Origin of the sequence: Pseudomonas sivasensis, assembly GCF_021391435.1 — a bacterium.
GTDB classification, from domain to species: domain Bacteria; phylum Pseudomonadota; class Gammaproteobacteria; order Pseudomonadales; family Pseudomonadaceae; genus Aquipseudomonas; species Aquipseudomonas sivasensis.
Genome location: NZ_CP090029.1, coordinates 5,974,284 through 5,990,598, shown reverse-complemented (window position 1 = coordinate 5,990,598; position 16,315 = coordinate 5,974,284). Strand labels below are relative to the sequence as shown.

Genomic DNA, 16,315 nt, shown 5'->3' with positions numbered 1-16,315 from the left:
ATGACAGAAAGTTTTGCCGGATCGGTTTATCGAGGGTAAGTTGCGCGCCGGTTTTGTTGCCGGGCAACAACTTCAGGCCCAACTATTTAAGAGGACCTCCACTTGCCAATTTCTTTATTTCGCAAAGCCATGCTGGTGGGCGCAGGTGTCACGCTGGCTGTCAGCGTGCAGGCCGCATCGACGGTGCATATTTATAACTGGTCGGACTATATCGGTACCGACACCCTGGCCAACTTCGAAAAGGCCACCGGCATCAAGCCCGTGTATGACGTGTTTGATTCCAACGAAACCCTGGAAGGCAAGTTGCTGGCCGGACGTACCGGCTACGACGTAGTCGTGCCGTCCAACCACTTCCTCGGCAAGCAGATCAAGGCCGGGGCGTTTCAGAAACTCGACAAATCGCTGCTGACGAATTACGCAAATCTTGACCCGGCCTTGCTCAAACGCCTGGAAAAGAACGACCCAGGCAACCAGTACGCCGTGCCGTACCTCTGGGGTACCAACGGCATCGGTTACAACGTCGACAAAGTGAAGGAAGTGTTGGGCGTCGACAAGATCGACTCCTGGGCTGTGCTGTTCGAGCCGGAAAACATGAAGAAGCTGGCCACCTGCGGTGTGTCGTTCATGGACTCGGCAGATGAAATGCTGCCGGCGGTGCTCAACTACATGGGCCTGGACCCTAACAGCACCAACCCTGAAGACTACAAAAAGGCCGAAGAAAAGCTGCTTAAAGTACGGCCCTACGTGACCTACTTCCATTCGTCCAAATACATCTCGGACCTGGCCAACGGCAACATCTGTGTGGCGGCCGGTTTCTCTGGCGATGTGTTCCAGGCCAAAGCCCGTGCGGCTGAGGCAGGCAAGGGCGTGAACATCGCCTACGCGATTCCAAAAGAAGGCGGCAACCTGTGGTTTGACGTGCTGGCGATCCCCAAGGACGCCACCAACGTTAAACAGGCCCACGCCTACATCAACTATTTGCTGCAGCCTGAGGTAATCGCCCAGGTCAGTGATTACGTCGGTTACGCCAACCCTAACCCAGGGGCGGACAAACTGATGGAGCAATCGATACGCACCGACGAAGCGGTTTACCCACCGCAGGCGGTTCTCGATCGGACATTCGTCAACTTCGAGCTACCCCCGAAAGTGCAACGTTTAATGACCCGTAGCTGGACCAAGGTCAAGACGGGCAAGTAAGGCTTAAATTATCCAAGGGTCGTCCGTATTGGGCGCTCTGCACTCTTTTTTTCTGGGAGTTTCGTAAATGGCAGTTGCCTCCGGCGCCTACAAGAAAGCCCTCGAAGGGGACCAGACACCGAAGAAGGTGTTGGTCAAAATCGACCGGGTCACGAAGAAGTTCGACGAGACGATTGCCGTGGACGATGTGTCCCTGGAAATCAAGAAAGGCGAGATCTTCGCCTTGCTCGGCGGTTCGGGTTCGGGCAAATCCACGCTGCTGCGCATGCTCGCAGGTTTCGAGCGCCCGACCGAGGGTCGCATCTACCTCGACGGTGTGGACATCACCGACATGCCGCCGTACGAGCGGCCGATTAACATGATGTTCCAGTCCTATGCCCTGTTCCCGCACATGACCGTGGCGCAGAACATCGCCTTCGGCCTGCAACAGGACAAGATCCCCAAGGCCGAAGTCGACGCCCGCGTAGCCGAAATGCTCAAGCTGGTGCAGATGAGCCAGTACGCCAAACGTAAGCCGCACCAGTTGTCCGGCGGCCAGCGTCAGCGTGTGGCCCTGGCCCGCTCCCTGGCCAAGCGCCCGAAACTGCTGCTGCTCGATGAGCCCATGGGCGCCCTCGACAAGAAACTGCGTTCGCAGATGCAACTGGAGTTGGTGGAGATCATCGAGCGCGTCGGCGTGACCTGCGTGATGGTGACCCACGACCAGGAAGAGGCCATGACCATGGCCGAGCGCATCGCAATCATGCACTTGGGCTGGATCGCACAGATCGGCAGCCCGATCGATATCTACGAAACCCCTACCAGCCGCCTGGTGTGCGAGTTCATCGGCAACGTCAATATTTTCGACACCCAAGTGGTGGACGACGCCGAAGGCCACGCCGTGCTCAAGTGCCCGGACTTGGACCGCGACATCTACGTGGGCTACGGCATCGCCACTTCGGTGGAAGACAAGTCGGTGACCTACGCGATTCGCCCGGAAAAATTGCTGGTCACCACCGAAATGCCGACCTGCGAGCACAACTGGTCCAGCGGCAAGGTGCACGACATCGCTTACCTGGGCGGCCACTCGGTGTTCTACGTGGAACTGCCGAGCGGCAAGCTGGTGCAGTCCTTCGTCGCCAACGCCGAGCGCCGTGGTCAGCGGCCGACCTGGGGTGATCAGGTTTACGTGTGGTGGGAAGACGACAGCGGCGTGGTACTTCGCTCATGAACACAAAAAAGCTCAAGCGGCGCTTGAACCGCCTCGTCCCGAGCGGCAAGCAGGTGGTCATCGGGATTCCGTTCCTGTGGCTGTTCCTGTTTTTTGCCCTGCCGTTTTTCATCGTCCTGAAAATCAGCTTTGCCGAAGCCGACGTGGCAATCCCGCCGTACACCGAGATCTACACATACGTTGAACAAAAGCTGCAAGTGGTGCTGAACCTGGCCAACTACAGCTTGTTGGCAGGTGATGAGCTGTACATCGCTGCGTACCTGGGCTCGCTGAAGATGGCTTTCTTCAGCACGCTGCTGTGCCTGCTGATCGGCTATCCGATGGCGTATGCCATTGCCACTGCGCGCAAAGAGATGCAGACCGTGCTGGTGCTGCTGATCATGATGCCGACCTGGACCGCGATCCTGATCCGCGTGTATGCGTGGATGGGCATCCTCAGCAATAACGGCTTGCTCAATGGTTTCCTGATGTCCATGGGGCTGATCAACGAACCGCTGCAGATCCTCAACACCAACATCGCGGTGTACATCGGCGTGGTCTATTCATACCTGCCGTTCATGATCCTGCCGCTGTACGCCAACTTGGTGAAGCACGATCAGAGCCTGCTGGAAGCCGCATCCGACTTGGGTTCGAGCACCTTCAACAGCTTCTGGAAAATCACCGTGCCGCTGTCCAAGAACGGCATCATCGCCGGCTGCATGCTGGTGTTTATCCCGGTGGTGGGCGAGTTCGTGATTCCGGAACTGCTGGGCGGCCCGGAAACCCTGATGATCGGTAAAGTGTTGTGGCAAGAGTTCTTCAACAACCGTGACTGGCCGGTGGCGTCTGCCCTGGCGGTAGTGATGCTGGCGATCCTGATCGTGCCCATCATTCTGTTTAACCGCAGCCAAGCCAAAGAGATGGAGGGCAAGATATGAAGCGCGTCAGTTTCTCAAGCTTCATGCTGGTGGCGGGGTTGTTGTTTATCTACCTGCCGATGTTGATCCTGGTGATCTACTCGTTCAACGAATCCAAGCTGGTAACGGTGTGGGGCGGTTGGTCGATCAAGTGGTACGTGGGCCTGCTGGACAACACCCAGTTGATGGGCTCGGTGGCACGCTCCCTGGAAATCGCCTGCTACACGGCAGTGGCCGCTGTTGCGCTGGGTACGTTGGCGGCGTTTGTGCTGACGCGCATCAGCCAGTTCAAGGGCCGCACGTTGTTCGGCGGCCTGGTGACCGCGCCGTTGGTGATGCCGGAAGTGATCACCGGTCTGTCGCTGTTGCTGCTGTTCGTGGCTATGGCGCAGATGATCGGTTGGCCCCAGGAACGTGGCATCGTCACCATCTGGATCGCCCACACCACGTTCTGTGCGGCGTATGTGGCGGTGGTGGTGTCGGCGCGTTTGCGTGAGCTGGACCTGTCGATCGAAGAGGCGGCCATGGACCTCGGCGCGCGGCCTTGGAAGGTGTTCTTCCTGATCACCATCCCGATGATCGCGCCATCGTTGGCGGCAGGCGGCATGATGTCGTTTGCGCTGTCCCTGGATGACCTGGTACTTGCCAGCTTCGTCTCGGGCCCGGGTTCGACGACGTTGCCGATGGAGGTGTTCTCGGCGGTGCGTCTTGGGGTTAAACCTGAGATCAACGCCGTCGCCAGCCTGATTCTGTTGGCGGTGTCGTTGGTGACCTTCCTGGTGTGGTTCTTCAGCCGTCGTGCCGAAGAGATGCGCAAGAAGGCCATCCAGCAAGCCATCGAAGAAGCCGCTGCCGATGGTTGGCAGCAGCCGGACAGGCGTCGGGCTCCAGCGCCGGTCTAAAGGCCTGCGCGGTCCAAATGTGGGAGGGGGCTTGCCCCCGATGGCAGTGGGTCAGTCAATAGACGCAGTGACTGACACTCAGCAATCGGGGGCAAGCCCCCTCTCACATTTGATGCATTTCAGGTCCAAGGCGATTTGCGAATCACCTCGACAAAGTTCATCGGTTTGAACCCCGGCTCCTGATCCACCAGCACATCCGTCTTCACGTTGCCAAACGTGGTCTGCGGGCGATGGCGCAAGCCATCGGCGAACGCACAGATGATGCACTCCTTGAACCCTTCACCCCGTGGATGCGCATGCACCACTGCTTCGCGCTGCACACTGCTAAACGCGGCGTAGTCCATGCCCAGCACGTCCATCTCCACCCCGGCAGTCACCAGCGCGACGGTGGGGCGCAGATGCTGCGGCACACCTGGCGTAGTGTGCAGGGCGATGGACAGCCACACCTGTTCGATATCGTCATCGCTGAGCCCGTAAGGTTTGAGGAAGGCCGCCGCCGCGTTGGCGCCGTCCACTTCGAAACGCTCGTTATCGCTGCGATACCCTTCCACCAGGCCCAAGTCATGGAACATCGCGCCCACGTAGAGCAACTCCGGGTTATAGGCCAACTGCTTGCGCTCACCGCTCAATGCGCCGAATAGAAATACCCGCCGCGAGTGGTGGTAGAGCAGATCGGATTCGATGTCGCGGATGTACTCGGTGGTGGCCTTGGCCAGGGCGCTGTCGGGGATCTTGATACCGGCGATGGTGGTGGTCATGGTTGCTCTCCTCTGGAAAGCATCCAGTCTGGTCGCGCGCACGTGAAGCGGCCATGGTGACGAGGGTGCGATCCCGGCCAATCTGCCGCCACATCGTGCCAAGGGGAAATCGGCTAGGGTGTAGCGGGCGATATCAATCTCGAAGCCTGCGAAAATCCCAATGTGGGAGGGGGCTTGCTCCCGATAGCGGTGGCTCAGTCAATAGATGCAGTGACTGACCCTCAGCAATCGGGAGCAAGCCCCCTCCCACAGGGTTTGCATTTTATTCCGCTAGAAAAAGGTGTCTGTGAGCATGCACAAGACCGTCGCCATCCTGATCTTCCCCGGCGTCCAGTCACTGGATGTGACCGGCCCCATGGATGTGTTCTGCGAAGCCAACCGCTTTCTGCCGCCCCAGGATCACTACCAAATAGAGGTCATCGGGCTAGGCCACGGCACCATGGCCGCCTCCAATGGTTTGGCATTGCAGGCCCACCGGCATTACAGCGAAGCCCTGCAGGCCTATGACCTGCTGCTGGTCGCCGGTGGCCCGCAGTTGCCGTTCGAAGATTTCGGCGTGTCGTTCGATGATTGGCTGCGTGGCGCCACCGCTCGGGCGCGACGTTTTGGCTCGATCTGCAACGGCGCCTTCATGCTGGCGCGCGCCGGATTGCTGGATGGAAAAACCGTCACCACCCATTGGAACGACGCCGCTGACCTGGCGCGCCTGTGCCCCTCGGCCCAGGTCGAAGCCGACCGCCTGTACGTCCAGCACGGCAACCTCTACACCTCGGCCGGGGTCACGGCGGGCATCGATTTGTCGTTGTACTTGCTGGCCCAGGACCACGGTCCGGAAGTGGCTTTGAGCGTGGCCAAGCGCCTGGTGGTGTTCACCCAGCGTTCGGGCGGGCAGTCGCAGTTCAGCCCGTTTCTTACACCCCACGCCGAAACCACATCGGCGGTAGCGCTGGTGCAGCTGTATGTATTGGCGAATTTGACCGGGGATCTGACCATCGCCGACCTGGCAAGGGCCGCCAATATGAGCGCGCGCAATTTTTCTCGGGTGTTTGCCCGTGAGGCGCAGGTTACGCCTGCGGAATTTGTTGAGCGGGCCCGGCTGGATGCGGCGCGGGTGATGCTTGAAAGTACTCACGCGCCATTGAAAACCGTGGCGTACCAATGCGGTTTTCGTGATGCCCAGCACATGCGCAGTGTGTTCAATCGCCGCCTGGGGGTGACGCCGCAGCAGTTTCGGCTCAACTTTGCGCCCCCAGCAACGGCGTAGACAAACGGTAGGCGTTGGCTTGCATAGGGCTACCGCGCCGGTAGTAGCTTCAAGGTGCCGCGCGTATTCGCCGTGACTTCCTCATCACTGAAATGCGCTTGCTCGTAACCGCCTTCGATATAGGTCTCTGCCTGGTCGCCATAGTGCTTGTCAAACGGCACACCGCTTTGACCGACCGGGTTGATCGTCAGCGCGTGGGCCACATCGGCGAAGTCGATCAGGCGGCGGGTCGAAGGGCCGTAGGTCACCGGCCAGGGCGCTGGGCCGATGGCGGCCGACTGATTGTTCGGCACTTCGTGAGTGCCGGGCGCCGGGAAGGGGCCGACGTTGAGAATCAGGTCCAGCGGCTTTTGCGAACCCAGCGGATGGCCGTGGGTCAGGGTATGGGCCTTGCCCCACTGCCACTGGGTCGGGTCATCGCCGAAGGTGGCTTTCAGGTGCGTGAGGCTGTTGTCCCAGGCGAGTTTGACGGTGTCGGCGCGCTTGCCGTCCCACCAGGGTGAGTCCGGGTCGGCAGCCAGGCGGGGCAGGGCGGCGTCGATTACGCGGGTGGTGAGCAGGGTCTTGAACATGGCGTCACCCAGTTTCGGGCGGAAGGCTGCATCGGCGAGGTTGAACAGGAACTGGTTGAACAGCGTGGCGCTTATGGAGTCGAGTGGGTAGTCACCCTTCCAGCTGGCAAGCTGTTCCACCTGTTTCAACTGTGCCGGGTCTTTGACCACCTCACGCAGCACCGGCAACAACGGCGCCAGCAGGCGCGGGCCGAAGGCGGTAGTGGTACCCAGTTGCAGGGCCTGGCTGTTGTTCACATCCCACTTCACGCTTTTGTCGCTTAACTGCGCGTTCAACTGCTGGCCACGGTCGGCCAGATTGTAATAGCCGGGGATTTCCATGCCGGTGGGTGATGCCGGTTGGGCATTGGCCGACACTACATAGCCACGCGCGGGGTTTTCTTCCTGGGGGTTGGCGCTGAACGGGTAGAAGCCCAACTTGTCGGCCTGGGCGGTGCTGCCGTCGAGGATAAATCCAGGGTTGACGCCGGCCGGACGAATCGGCAACTGCGCCGCCGCCCACCAGCCGATATCGCCCTTGGCGTTGGCCCACACGATATTCAGCCCCGGCGCCGACACTTTGGCCGCCGCCGCACGGGCCTTGGTCAGGGTGTCGGCGCGGTTGAGCTGATAAAAGCCGTCGAGGATCGGGTTCTGGGTGTCGAGGAAGGCCCACCACATGGCGATGGGCGTCTTGCCGGCGCTCTCGCCGAGTACGTCATTGATAATCGGCCCGTGGGGCGACTGGCGCAGGGTGAAGGTGACTGGCGTCTGGCCCTTCACCGCGATCTGTTGTTCGCTGCTGGTCATGTCGACCCATTGGCCCTGGTACCAGACCTGGTTGGGGTTGTCCGGGTTGAGCTTCTCGGCGATCAGGTCGACGTCGTCGTTCTGGAACATCGTCAGGCTCCAGCCGAAATCCAGGTTGTGCCCCAGGAAGGCCACTGGCACCAGCGCGTTGTGATAGCCATACAGCTCAAAGCCCGGCGCCGACAGGTGCGCCTCGTACCACACCGACGGCACCGAGAAACGGATATGCGGGTCACCCGCCAGTAGCGGCTTGCCGCTCTTGGTGCGGCTGCCGCTGATGGCCCAAGCGTTGCTGCCTTCGAACTGCGGCAGGCCGTTGTCGGCCAAGGCCTGTTCGCTCAGGGACGCGATGGCACCGAGGGTTTGCCAATCGCCGGCAGCCAGGTTGAGTGCGCCTTTGGGTTGCCAGTCGAGGTCGAACACTTTCAGGTAGTCACCGCCCAATTGGTCGCGAACGTAGGTCAACAAGGGCTCGGTGCGAAACGCGGCGGCAAAGCTGTAGGCCATGTATCCGGCGACGCTGATGGTGTCTTCGGCGGTGAACCGGCGCTTGGGGATGCTCAGTGCGTCAAACTCCATGGGGCTGGCGTGGGTGTCCTGATACTGATTGATTCCATCCAGATAGGCTTGCAGGGCCTTCCAGGACGCAGACTCGTGATCCATCTGCTCCACATAGCTCAAGGCCCGCTCACGGATGCGCAGGCTGCGAAACAGTTTGTCGGTCTCCAGCAGCTTGGGGCCGAGTACTTCGGCCAGCTCTCCACGGGACAGGCGCCGCATGATCTCCATCTGGAACAACCGGTCCTGGGCGTGCACATAGCCCAGGGCGCGATACAGGTCTGTCTCGCTGTCGGCGCGAATATGCGGCACGCCACGGTCGTCGTAGCGCACCGTGACCGAGCCTTGCAGGTTGGCCAGCGTGACCGAGCCCTGGCGAGTGGGCTGCTTGCTGTACACGTACCAGCCGCCGCCGAGGGCGATCAGCACCAGCAGAACCGCGAGAACCCGCAAGACGCGCTTCATGAACTTTCCTTACCGGGAGTGGAGTGACTAACGATCTTCAGGCCACGAACAATAGCAGCCCACTGCCAAGGTGTGAGTGGCATTCACTTCGCGCCCCGCTTGGAGTGCCTTCAGGATCGGCTCGATAAAACTGTTGCTGGCGTTGCACGTCAGGCCTTCGCTGTACGGCCCGAAATACGCGAGCTTGCCCGTGCGATCCCAGATGCCCACGGCCGGGCTGGCCGGTACCTGGTCGGCGCCGGGCAGGGCGGTGAGGATCTTCATGCTGCGCAGGTTGTCTGGCAAACGGCCGTGGCTGTCGGGTTTTTGCAGGGCGTAGAACTCGACGCCTTGTGGCGCGTATTGCTCGATCAACTCGCCCAAGTGTTGCTGGTTACCGACGTTGCACGGGCAGGCTGGGTCCCAGAAGTGCACCAGGCGGATTGGGCCAGGCCCGCTCAGCTCGGCGGGCAGGCGCAGTGCATCGCCGGAAAACACCGCTGTGTGTTCGCTGAAGGCGCGCAGGTAGCGGCCCTGGAACCAGTCATACGCGGCCCACAGCGCGACAGCGCAGATGATCAGGATCAGGCTGGCGAACAGGGTGGTACGGTAGGGTTGTCGCATCCGGATCTATCCTCGAAGGTCGCGTAGCTTGCCATGCTTGTCCTGACAGATGAATATCGCAGCTCGATATTCATCTGCCCTGTGCGTTAAGTCTGGAACCCCTTATGCCCGTTACCTTTGACCCCGATCATCTGCGCGACAGCTTGCGACCCCTGGTGGATGCGCAACCGCTCAGCGCCGAAGCGCGGGTGTACCAGCGCTTTTATGGATTGGACCTGGCCGCGCGCAAAGTGCCGGCTGTGAGCCGCCTGGGGCGCTTTGAGGTGCGCGGGTTCGAGGTGGTGGGGCAGGTGTGGTCGCCCCCACAACCGGTGGCGACGATGTTTATGTTTCACGGCTTCTACGACCACATGGGCCTGTACCGCCACGTGGTGGACTGGGCGCTGGACCAGGGTTTTGTGGTGATCGCCTGCGACCTGCCGGGCCACGGCCTGTCCAGCGGCGCGCGGGCCAGCATCGATGATTTTGCGGTGTACCAGGAGGTGGTGCAGGCGCTGTTCGCCCAAGCCCAGGCGCTGAAATTGCCGCAGCCCTGGCATCTGTTTGGGCAGAGCACGGGCGGCGCGGTGGTGGTGGACCATTTGCTCAACCAGGGGGCCGACAGCCCGGCCCAAGGCAAGACCTTCCTGCTGTCACCGTTAGTGCGGCCGCGTGCGTGGGGGTGGTCGCAGGTCAGTTATTACCTGCTGCGTCCGTTCGTCAAAGGCATCGCCCGGCGTTTCAGCGAGAACACTAACGACCCAGCCTTCAAGCCGTTCCTGGAGGCCGATCCGCTTCAGCCGCGCCAACTGCCCACCGCCTGGGTGGGGGCGTTGGCGCGCTGGATCAAGCGCATCGAAGCCGCACCGCGCAGCCCCCGGAGGCCGGTGATTGTGCAGGGTGAGGAAGACATGACGGTGGACTGGCAGCACAATTTGCAGGTGCTTCGGGGTAAGTTCGACCAGCCTGAGGTGCTGATGCTGAAGCGGGGAAGGCATCACCTGGCGAATGAGATTCCCGAGATTCGTGAAGAGTACTTCCGGTATTTGACAGACCATTTGAAATAACACAATCCAAATGTGGGAGGGGGCTTGCTCCCGATAGCGGTGCATCAGTCAGCTTATCTGTAGCTGACCCACTGCCATCGGGGGCAAGCCCCCTCCCACATTTTCTACTGCGTCAGGCTTGAAGTGCTTTGGCCGACCGCCAGCCCCGCGCGAATCGCTGCCAGCGCCGCCTGGTAATACGCCTTACCTTCCGACGACTCTGCAAACGTGGCGAACTCTTCCAGCTCCGGGTCGGACAAATCCCGATAGACGTACAGCAGGGTGTTGTTCAGATCCTTATCGATCTGCTGCATCAGCCGTTCACGTTGACCATTCAACATGCCCTGCGCCTGACCACCGCCCAGCAAACCGGGAATCATTTGACTCAAACTGTCGGCCGCCACGCCGGCAATCGCCAGGCTGACTTCCGCACCGGCCTCGCGGGCGGGCAGGGCCTGGGCCAGGTGGCCGATGATCAGGCTGCGGGTGGCGTCGGCTTCGATTTTCGGCAGGCCTTGGGCGTTTTTGGCCAGCTGGTCGCGGCGGGTGGCCAGCAGCTCTGCGGCGACAATCTTGCGGCCCAGCGGTGATTGGAAGAACGCCAGGGCAGGCTTCGGATCCGCCAGGTTCTTGCGCAATTGCGCCTCGGCGCGCTGGTCCATGGCCTGGGCGGCAAAGCGCTTATTGCTGTTGTCCACCAGCGCCTGGTACACCGCCGGCGGCAGGCTATTGCGATAGCGCTGCTGGGCGGCACTGAGGGCGTCATTGAAATGCGCACGTTGTTCGGCCCAGCCGGCGACCTTGTACAACTGGTCATGGCCGTCTGCCCAAGCGGGCAAAACGCAGAACATCAGCAAGGAAAAAAACAAACGACGCATATGGACTCCTGTCAGTCGGCCACTATTGTCCGTGTCGGGCGTAGGATTTGTCGAGAAGTCCTATCAGTCACCTGACTAAAGTGTATTGAGACGCTCGACGGCGCTGTCGGATTTGAAGGCGTATGGATACTATGCGCGCCATGCAAATACCCCTTGATCACCCCCTGCTGCAACGCATTGTCGACGACCTGGCCGAGAAAGGTTGGTCGCAGCAGAACGGCTTCCTGCCCCAGGCTCTGACCCTGGAACTGGCGGCTGAGTGCCGTAAACGTGCGGCCGAGGGTGAATTGGCACCGGCGGCGGTGGGGCGCGGACCATCCCAGGAGATCCGCGAGGGCATTCGCGGCGACCATATCCAGTGGCTGGAGGAGGGCGACGCCGCCGTCTGCGACAGCTACATGGCGTTGATGGACAGCCTGCGCCTGGCGATGAATCGAGGGCTGTTCCTCGGCCTGGAAGACTTCGAAAGCCACTTCGCGATGTACCCACCAGGGGCGTTTTACCTCAAGCACCTGGACCGTTTCCGCGACGATGACCGGCGCATGGTTTCGGCGGTGATCTACCTGAATGACGCCTGGCTGCCCGAGCATGGTGGCCAGTTGCGCATGTACCTCAAGGACGGTGTCGAATACGATGTGGTGCCTACCGGCGGTTGCCTGGTGGTGTTCCTGTCGGGCGAAGTGCCCCACGAAGTTATGCCCGCCACGCGCGAACGCCTGTCCCTCACCGGCTGGTTTCGGCGGCGGGGCAACGAGCCGTTTTAATCATGCAAAAGATACTGATCAGCCGCTGCCTGCTCGGGCACAAGGTGCGTTATGACGGCGGAGCCAGCGGGCCGTTCGATCAACTGGCTGCGTGGCAGGCCGAAGGCCGTGTGGTTGCGATCTGCCCGGAAGTGTCGGGCGGCTTGCCGACGCCCAGGCCCTCTGCCGAAATTCCCGGCGGGCAAGGCATCGATGTCTGGGAAGGTCGCGCCAAAGTGCTGACTGCCGAGGGCGAAGACTTCAGCGCTGCCTTCCTAGACGGCGCCCGCCAAGCGTTGGCGCTGGTGCAGCGCCACAACATCCGCGTCGCCATCTTAAAGGCCAATAGCCCATCCTGCGGCAATCTGCTGACCTATGACGGCACCTTCACTGGCGTAAAGGTGAGCGGCGAGGGCGTCACGGCGGCGCTGCTCAAACGCCATGGTGTGCAGGTGTTCAGTGAGCTGGAGTTGCCGGAGGCGGCACAGGCGTTGGCGCTTCTGTAGAGGCATCCCCCTCTAACCACTTCTGCGACAGCGCTTTCAACCGGCCATCGTCCTTCACCCGCTTCAACGCCCCGTCCAGGCTGGTCTTGAACGCCGGGTTGCCTTTCTGGAACGGGATTGCCAGCTCGGGTTTCTCGCTATAAGCCTCGCTGAAATCGAACTGATCCTTAAGCTCGGCAGTCAGAGCGATATGGTTGATGGCCACGTCGTATTTGCCGGTGGCAACCCCTGGCAGCAGGTCGGCGCCATCAGTGGTGATAAACGAGGGGCGCACGTCCATTTCTTTAGCCAGCAGTTCTCCGAGTTCGACTTCAAAACCGGTGAGTTTTTCGCCTTCCTTGAAGTTATAGGGCGGGGTGTTGGCTTCAAGGGCGATGCGCAGTTCACCGCGATCATTGACGTCGTCGATCAGTTCGGCATGAGCCAAGGGGCTCAGAAGGGGAAGCAAAAGTAACAGGCCAGGCGAAAAGCGCATGGTCACTCCTAAAGAATTCGAATGTGCGAGACGCCGTTCAGCATCGCTTTGCTATGGTGGTGAGTGACTTGGACAGCAATTTATCGCGAAGTTGTCATAACCCTACAGATTTCACAGAAAAACTGGAGAAGCGAATGAAAGCCCTTTTGTCCCGTGCAACGATTGCCAGCCTGTTGCTGGGTGCCTCGGTGTTGGCAAATGCCGCTGATGTGCCTCGTACCCCAGCACCCAAGGGCGCGGAGGTGTTTATCGTCTCGCCCAAAGATGGCGCCACCGTCGACAAAACCTTCACTGTCAAATTCGGCGTCAAGGGCCTGGACCTGGAGCCGATCGACAAGCAAGTGCCTAACGCCGGTCACCACCACTTGCTGGTAGACCAGGACGTGCAGTCGCTTAAAGCCGACGAAGCCATCCCGGCCACTGCAACTTCGATTCACTTCGGCAAGGCGCAAACCGAAACCGAACTGACCCTGACTCCAGGCAAGCACACCCTGCAGCTGGTAGCTGGCGACAACGTGCATCGCCAGTTCGAACCCACTGTAGCGTCGAAAGTGATCACGGTTAACGTCAAGTAAGATTTGTTCAGACAAAAAAATGGGAGGCCCCTGCGGGTCTCCCATTTTTTTGTGCAGCGTTTAAAGCGTTAGAACAACACGCGGCTACGGATAGTGCCGTTGATGTGCTGCAGCTTCTCTTGCGCCAGGTCCGAGTACTCGGCGTCGACGTCGATCACCACGTAGCCAACCTTCTCGTTGGTCTGCAGGAACTGACCGGAGATGTTGATGCCGTTTTCCGCGAAGACCTTGTTGATCTCCATCATCACGCCAGGGATGTTCTGGTGGATGTGCAGCAGACGGTGCTTGCCAGGGTGAGCCGGCAGGGCCACTTCCGGGAAGTTCACAGACGATACCGACGTACCGTTGTCGCTGTACTTGACCAGCTTTTCCGAGACTTCCAGGCCGATGTTGGCCTGCGCTTCAGCGGTGGAGCCGCCGATGTGCGGAGTCAGGATCACGTTGTCCAGGCCACGCAGTGGGCTTTCGAAGATATCGTCGTTGGAGCGAGGCTCCACCGGGAACACGTCGATGGCGGCGCCGATCAGGTGCTTGTCCTTGATCGCGTCGGCCAGGGCGTCCAGCTCGACCACAGTGCCGCGCGCGGCGTTGATCAGGATGCCGCCTTTCTTGATGGCGCGGATTTCCTTCTCGCCGATCATCCACTGGGTCTCAGCGGTTTCCGGAACGTGCAGGGTCACGATATCGGACATGCCCAGCAGCTCGGTCAGGCTCGACACCTGGGTAGCGTTGCCCAATGGCAGCTTGGTCAGGGTGTCGTAGAAGAACACCTGCATGCCCAGGCCTTCAGCCAGTACCGACAGCTGAGTGCCGATCGAGCCATAACCGACGATGCCCAGCTTCTTGCCGCGGATTTCGAAGGAGTTGGCCGCGCTTTTGATCCAGCCGCCACGGTGGCAGGAAGCGTTCTTCTCCGGGATGCCGCGCAGCAGCAGGATGGCCTCGGCCAGCACCAGCTCCGCAACGGAGCGGGTGTTGGAGTACGGTGCGTTGAACACCGCGATGCCGCGTTCGCGCGCAGCGTTGAGGTCGACCTGGTTGGTGCCGATGCAGAAACAGCCGACAGCCACGAGTTTCTTGGCGTGATCGAAGATTTCTTCGGTCAGCTGAGTGCGGGAGCGAATGCCGATGAAGTGCGCGTCGGCGATCTTTTCCTTGAGCTGGGCTTCCGGCAGAGAACTGGTGATGTACTCAATGCTGGTGTACCCGGCGGCTTTCAGAACGTCGACAGCCGATGGGTGGACGCCTTCCAGAAGAAGGAACTTGATCTTGCTCTTATCGAGAGAAGTCTTGCTCATCTGCGTAAACCTGTATCCCGGAGAAAAATGGCAGGGAATCGAGCAGCGCAAGCTGACCCGGACGGCAGGAAAGCCGTCACCGCAGAAACGCCCTTGGGCTCTGTCCTGCGGGGGCGGTATGCTAGCATACGCGCCCCGCTAAACACCTATTCCTGCGACGTGAAGCGTTCTCAGGATGACCATGAATTGTTCGAGAGTTCTGTCGATGACCCATCCTGCCCTGATTGATGAGCTAAAGACCCTGGTTGAGCCCGGCAAAGTGCTGACCGACGCCGACTCCCTGGAGACTTACGGCAAGGATTGGACCAAGCACTTCGCACCCGCGCCCACCGCCATCGTGTTCCCCAAGACCATCGAGCAGGTACAGGCCATTGTCCGTTGGGCCAATGAGCACAAGGTGGCACTGGTGCCGTCTGGCGGTCGCACTGGCCTGTCTGCAGCTGCTGTTGCGGCCAATGGCGAAGTGGTCGTTTCCTTCGACTATATGAACCAGATTCTGGACGTGAACCTCACCGACCGCACCGCCGTGTGCCAGCCGGGCGTGGTCACAAAGCAGTTGCAGAACGTCGCCGAAGAAAAAGGCCTGTACTACCCGGTGGACTTCGCCTCGTCCGGTTCCAGCCAGATTGGCGGCAATATCGGCACCAATGCCGGCGGGATCAAGGTTATTCGCTACGGCATGACCCGTAACTGGGTCGCCGGCATGAAAGTCGTCACCGGCAAAGGCGATGTGCTGGAACTGAACCGCGACTTAATCAAGAACGCCACCGGCTACGACATGCGCCAGCTGTTCATTGGCGCTGAAGGCACCCTGGGTTTTGTGGTCGAGGCCACCATGCGCCTGGACCGTGCGCCGAAGAACCTCACCGCCATGGTGCTTGGCACCACCGACTTCGACTCGATCATGCCGGTGCTGCACGCGTTCCAGAGCAAGCTGGACCTGACCGCGTTCGAGTTCTTCTCCGACAAAGCCCTGGCCAAAGTGCTGGGTCGTGGCGATGTGCCGGCACCGTTTGAAACCGAGTGCCCGTTCTACGCACTGCTGGAATTCGAAGCCACTACCGAAGAAGTCGCCAACCACGCGCTGGAAACCTTCGAACACTGTGTCGAACAGGGCTGGGTGCTGGATGGCGTGATGAGCCAGAGCGAAACCCAACTGCACAACCTGTGGAAACTGCGCGAGTACATCTCCGAGACCATTTCCCACTGGACGCCGTACAAGAACGATATCTCAGTCACTGTCTCCAAAGTGCCAGCGTTCTTGAAAGAAATCGACGCGATCGTCGGCGAACACTATCCGGACTTCGAAATTGTCTGGTTTGGCCACATCGGTGACGGCAACCTGCACTTGAACATTCTCAAGCCGGAAAGCCTGAGCAAGGACGAGTTCTTCGCCAAATGCGCCACCGTGAACAAATGGGTGTTCGAGACCGTTGAGAAATACAACGGCTCTATCTCCGCCGAACACGGCGTGGGCATGACCAAGCGCGATTACCTGACGTACAGCCGTTCGCCGGTCGAAATTGAATACATGAAGGCCGTCAAAGCAGTGTTCGACCCGAACGGGATCATGAACCCTGGCAAGATCTTCGCTGTTTAAC

At 60.3% G+C, this 16,315-nt stretch carries 16 protein-coding genes; 10 read left to right on the top strand and 6 right to left on the bottom strand.

The window, feature by feature from the left end:
* The first annotated feature begins 102 nt into the window (after positions 1-102).
* The 4 genes from LRO94_RS27310 to LRO94_RS27295 all read left to right on the top strand — a co-directional run bounded on the left by LRO94_RS27310 (position 103) and on the right by LRO94_RS27295 (position 4,205).
* On the top strand, positions 103-1,197 hold the full coding sequence (locus LRO94_RS27310; protein WP_032884236.1) for a polyamine ABC transporter substrate-binding protein: 1,095 nt from the start codon (positions 103-105) through the stop codon (positions 1,195-1,197).
* Positions 1,198-1,264: 67 nt separating this feature from the next.
* On the top strand, positions 1,265-2,407 hold the full coding sequence (locus LRO94_RS27305) for an ABC transporter ATP-binding protein (RefSeq protein WP_003195240.1): 1,143 nt from the start codon (positions 1,265-1,267) through the stop codon (positions 2,405-2,407).
* The gene (locus LRO94_RS27300; protein ID WP_032884234.1) at positions 2,404-3,324 is read left to right on the top strand and encodes an ABC transporter permease subunit; all 921 of its coding nucleotides are present in this window, start codon (positions 2,404-2,406) and stop codon (positions 3,322-3,324) included. Before LRO94_RS27305 ends, LRO94_RS27300 begins: the two co-directional genes overlap by 4 nt.
* On the top strand, positions 3,321-4,205 hold the full coding sequence (locus LRO94_RS27295; protein WP_032884233.1) for an ABC transporter permease subunit: 885 nt from the start codon (positions 3,321-3,323) through the stop codon (positions 4,203-4,205). Before LRO94_RS27300 ends, LRO94_RS27295 begins: the two co-directional genes overlap by 4 nt.
* A gap of 119 nt (positions 4,206-4,324) precedes the next feature.
* On the opposite strand, the gene LRO94_RS27290 is transcribed toward LRO94_RS27295, so the two are convergent.
* Positions 4,325-4,963, bottom strand: a complete 639-nt coding sequence (locus LRO94_RS27290) for an HD domain-containing protein (protein ID WP_122763947.1) — start codon at positions 4,961-4,963, stop codon at positions 4,325-4,327.
* Between the two features lie 292 nt (positions 4,964-5,255).
* Here LRO94_RS27290 and LRO94_RS27285 point away from each other — a divergent pair, with 292 nt between their 5' ends.
* Positions 5,256-6,227 (top strand): GlxA family transcriptional regulator, encoded by a 972-nt coding sequence (locus LRO94_RS27285; RefSeq protein WP_032884226.1) that lies wholly within the window; start codon positions 5,256-5,258, stop codon positions 6,225-6,227.
* 29 nt (positions 6,228-6,256) lie between these two features.
* Here LRO94_RS27285 and LRO94_RS27280 read toward each other — a convergent pair whose 3' ends face one another.
* Together LRO94_RS27280 and LRO94_RS27275 are read right to left on the bottom strand one after the other, a co-directional pair.
* The gene (locus tag LRO94_RS27280) at positions 6,257-8,611 is read right to left on the bottom strand and encodes a penicillin acylase family protein (RefSeq protein ID WP_179179767.1); all 2,355 of its coding nucleotides are present in this window, start codon (positions 8,609-8,611) and stop codon (positions 6,257-6,259) included.
* A 27-nt stretch (positions 8,612-8,638) separates the two neighbouring features.
* Positions 8,639-9,214 (bottom strand): DUF6436 domain-containing protein, encoded by a 576-nt coding sequence (locus LRO94_RS27275; protein WP_032884222.1) that lies wholly within the window; start codon positions 9,212-9,214, stop codon positions 8,639-8,641.
* Positions 9,215-9,318: 104 nt separating this feature from the next.
* Here LRO94_RS27275 and LRO94_RS27270 point away from each other — a divergent pair, with 104 nt between their 5' ends.
* Entirely contained in the window at positions 9,319-10,260 is a 942-nt protein-coding gene (locus LRO94_RS27270; protein WP_032884220.1) for a phospholipase BipL, read from the top strand.
* 104 nt (positions 10,261-10,364) lie between these two features.
* Here LRO94_RS27270 and LRO94_RS27265 read toward each other — a convergent pair whose 3' ends face one another.
* Complete coding sequence (locus LRO94_RS27265) at positions 10,365-11,117, bottom strand: DUF2059 domain-containing protein (RefSeq protein WP_179179768.1); 753 nt, start codon at positions 11,115-11,117, stop codon at positions 10,365-10,367.
* 131 nt (positions 11,118-11,248) lie between these two features.
* Between LRO94_RS27265 and LRO94_RS27260 the strand changes: the two genes are divergently transcribed.
* Both LRO94_RS27260 and LRO94_RS27255 read left to right on the top strand, forming a co-directional pair.
* A complete protein-coding gene (locus LRO94_RS27260; protein WP_095185157.1) occupies positions 11,249-11,881 on the top strand; it encodes a 2OG-Fe(II) oxygenase in 633 nt (210 codons plus the stop codon).
* Between the two features lie 2 nt (positions 11,882-11,883).
* Positions 11,884-12,366: a DUF523 domain-containing protein gene (locus LRO94_RS27255; RefSeq protein WP_032884217.1), complete on the top strand. Its 483-nt coding sequence runs from the start codon at positions 11,884-11,886 to the stop codon at positions 12,364-12,366.
* On the opposite strand, the gene LRO94_RS27250 is transcribed toward LRO94_RS27255, so the two are convergent.
* Positions 12,317-12,841, bottom strand: coding sequence for a transporter substrate-binding domain-containing protein (locus tag LRO94_RS27250; RefSeq protein WP_095185156.1), 525 nt, complete (start codon positions 12,839-12,841; stop codon positions 12,317-12,319). The genes LRO94_RS27255 and LRO94_RS27250 overlap by 50 nt on opposite strands.
* Before the next feature lie 134 nt (positions 12,842-12,975).
* On the opposite strand from LRO94_RS27250, the gene LRO94_RS27245 reads away from it, so the two are divergent.
* On the top strand, positions 12,976-13,416 hold the full coding sequence (locus LRO94_RS27245; protein ID WP_032884216.1) for a DUF4399 domain-containing protein: 441 nt from the start codon (positions 12,976-12,978) through the stop codon (positions 13,414-13,416).
* A 68-nt stretch (positions 13,417-13,484) separates the two neighbouring features.
* Here the strand turns inward: LRO94_RS27245 and serA are convergent, their stop codons facing one another.
* Entirely contained in the window at positions 13,485-14,714 is a 1,230-nt protein-coding gene (gene serA / locus LRO94_RS27240) for a phosphoglycerate dehydrogenase (protein WP_003176761.1), read from the bottom strand.
* A gap of 205 nt (positions 14,715-14,919) precedes the next feature.
* Here serA and LRO94_RS27235 point away from each other — a divergent pair, with 205 nt between their 5' ends.
* Complete coding sequence (locus LRO94_RS27235) at positions 14,920-16,314, top strand: FAD-binding oxidoreductase (protein ID WP_032884215.1); 1,395 nt, start codon at positions 14,920-14,922, stop codon at positions 16,312-16,314.
* Position 16,315 lies beyond the last annotated feature (1 nt).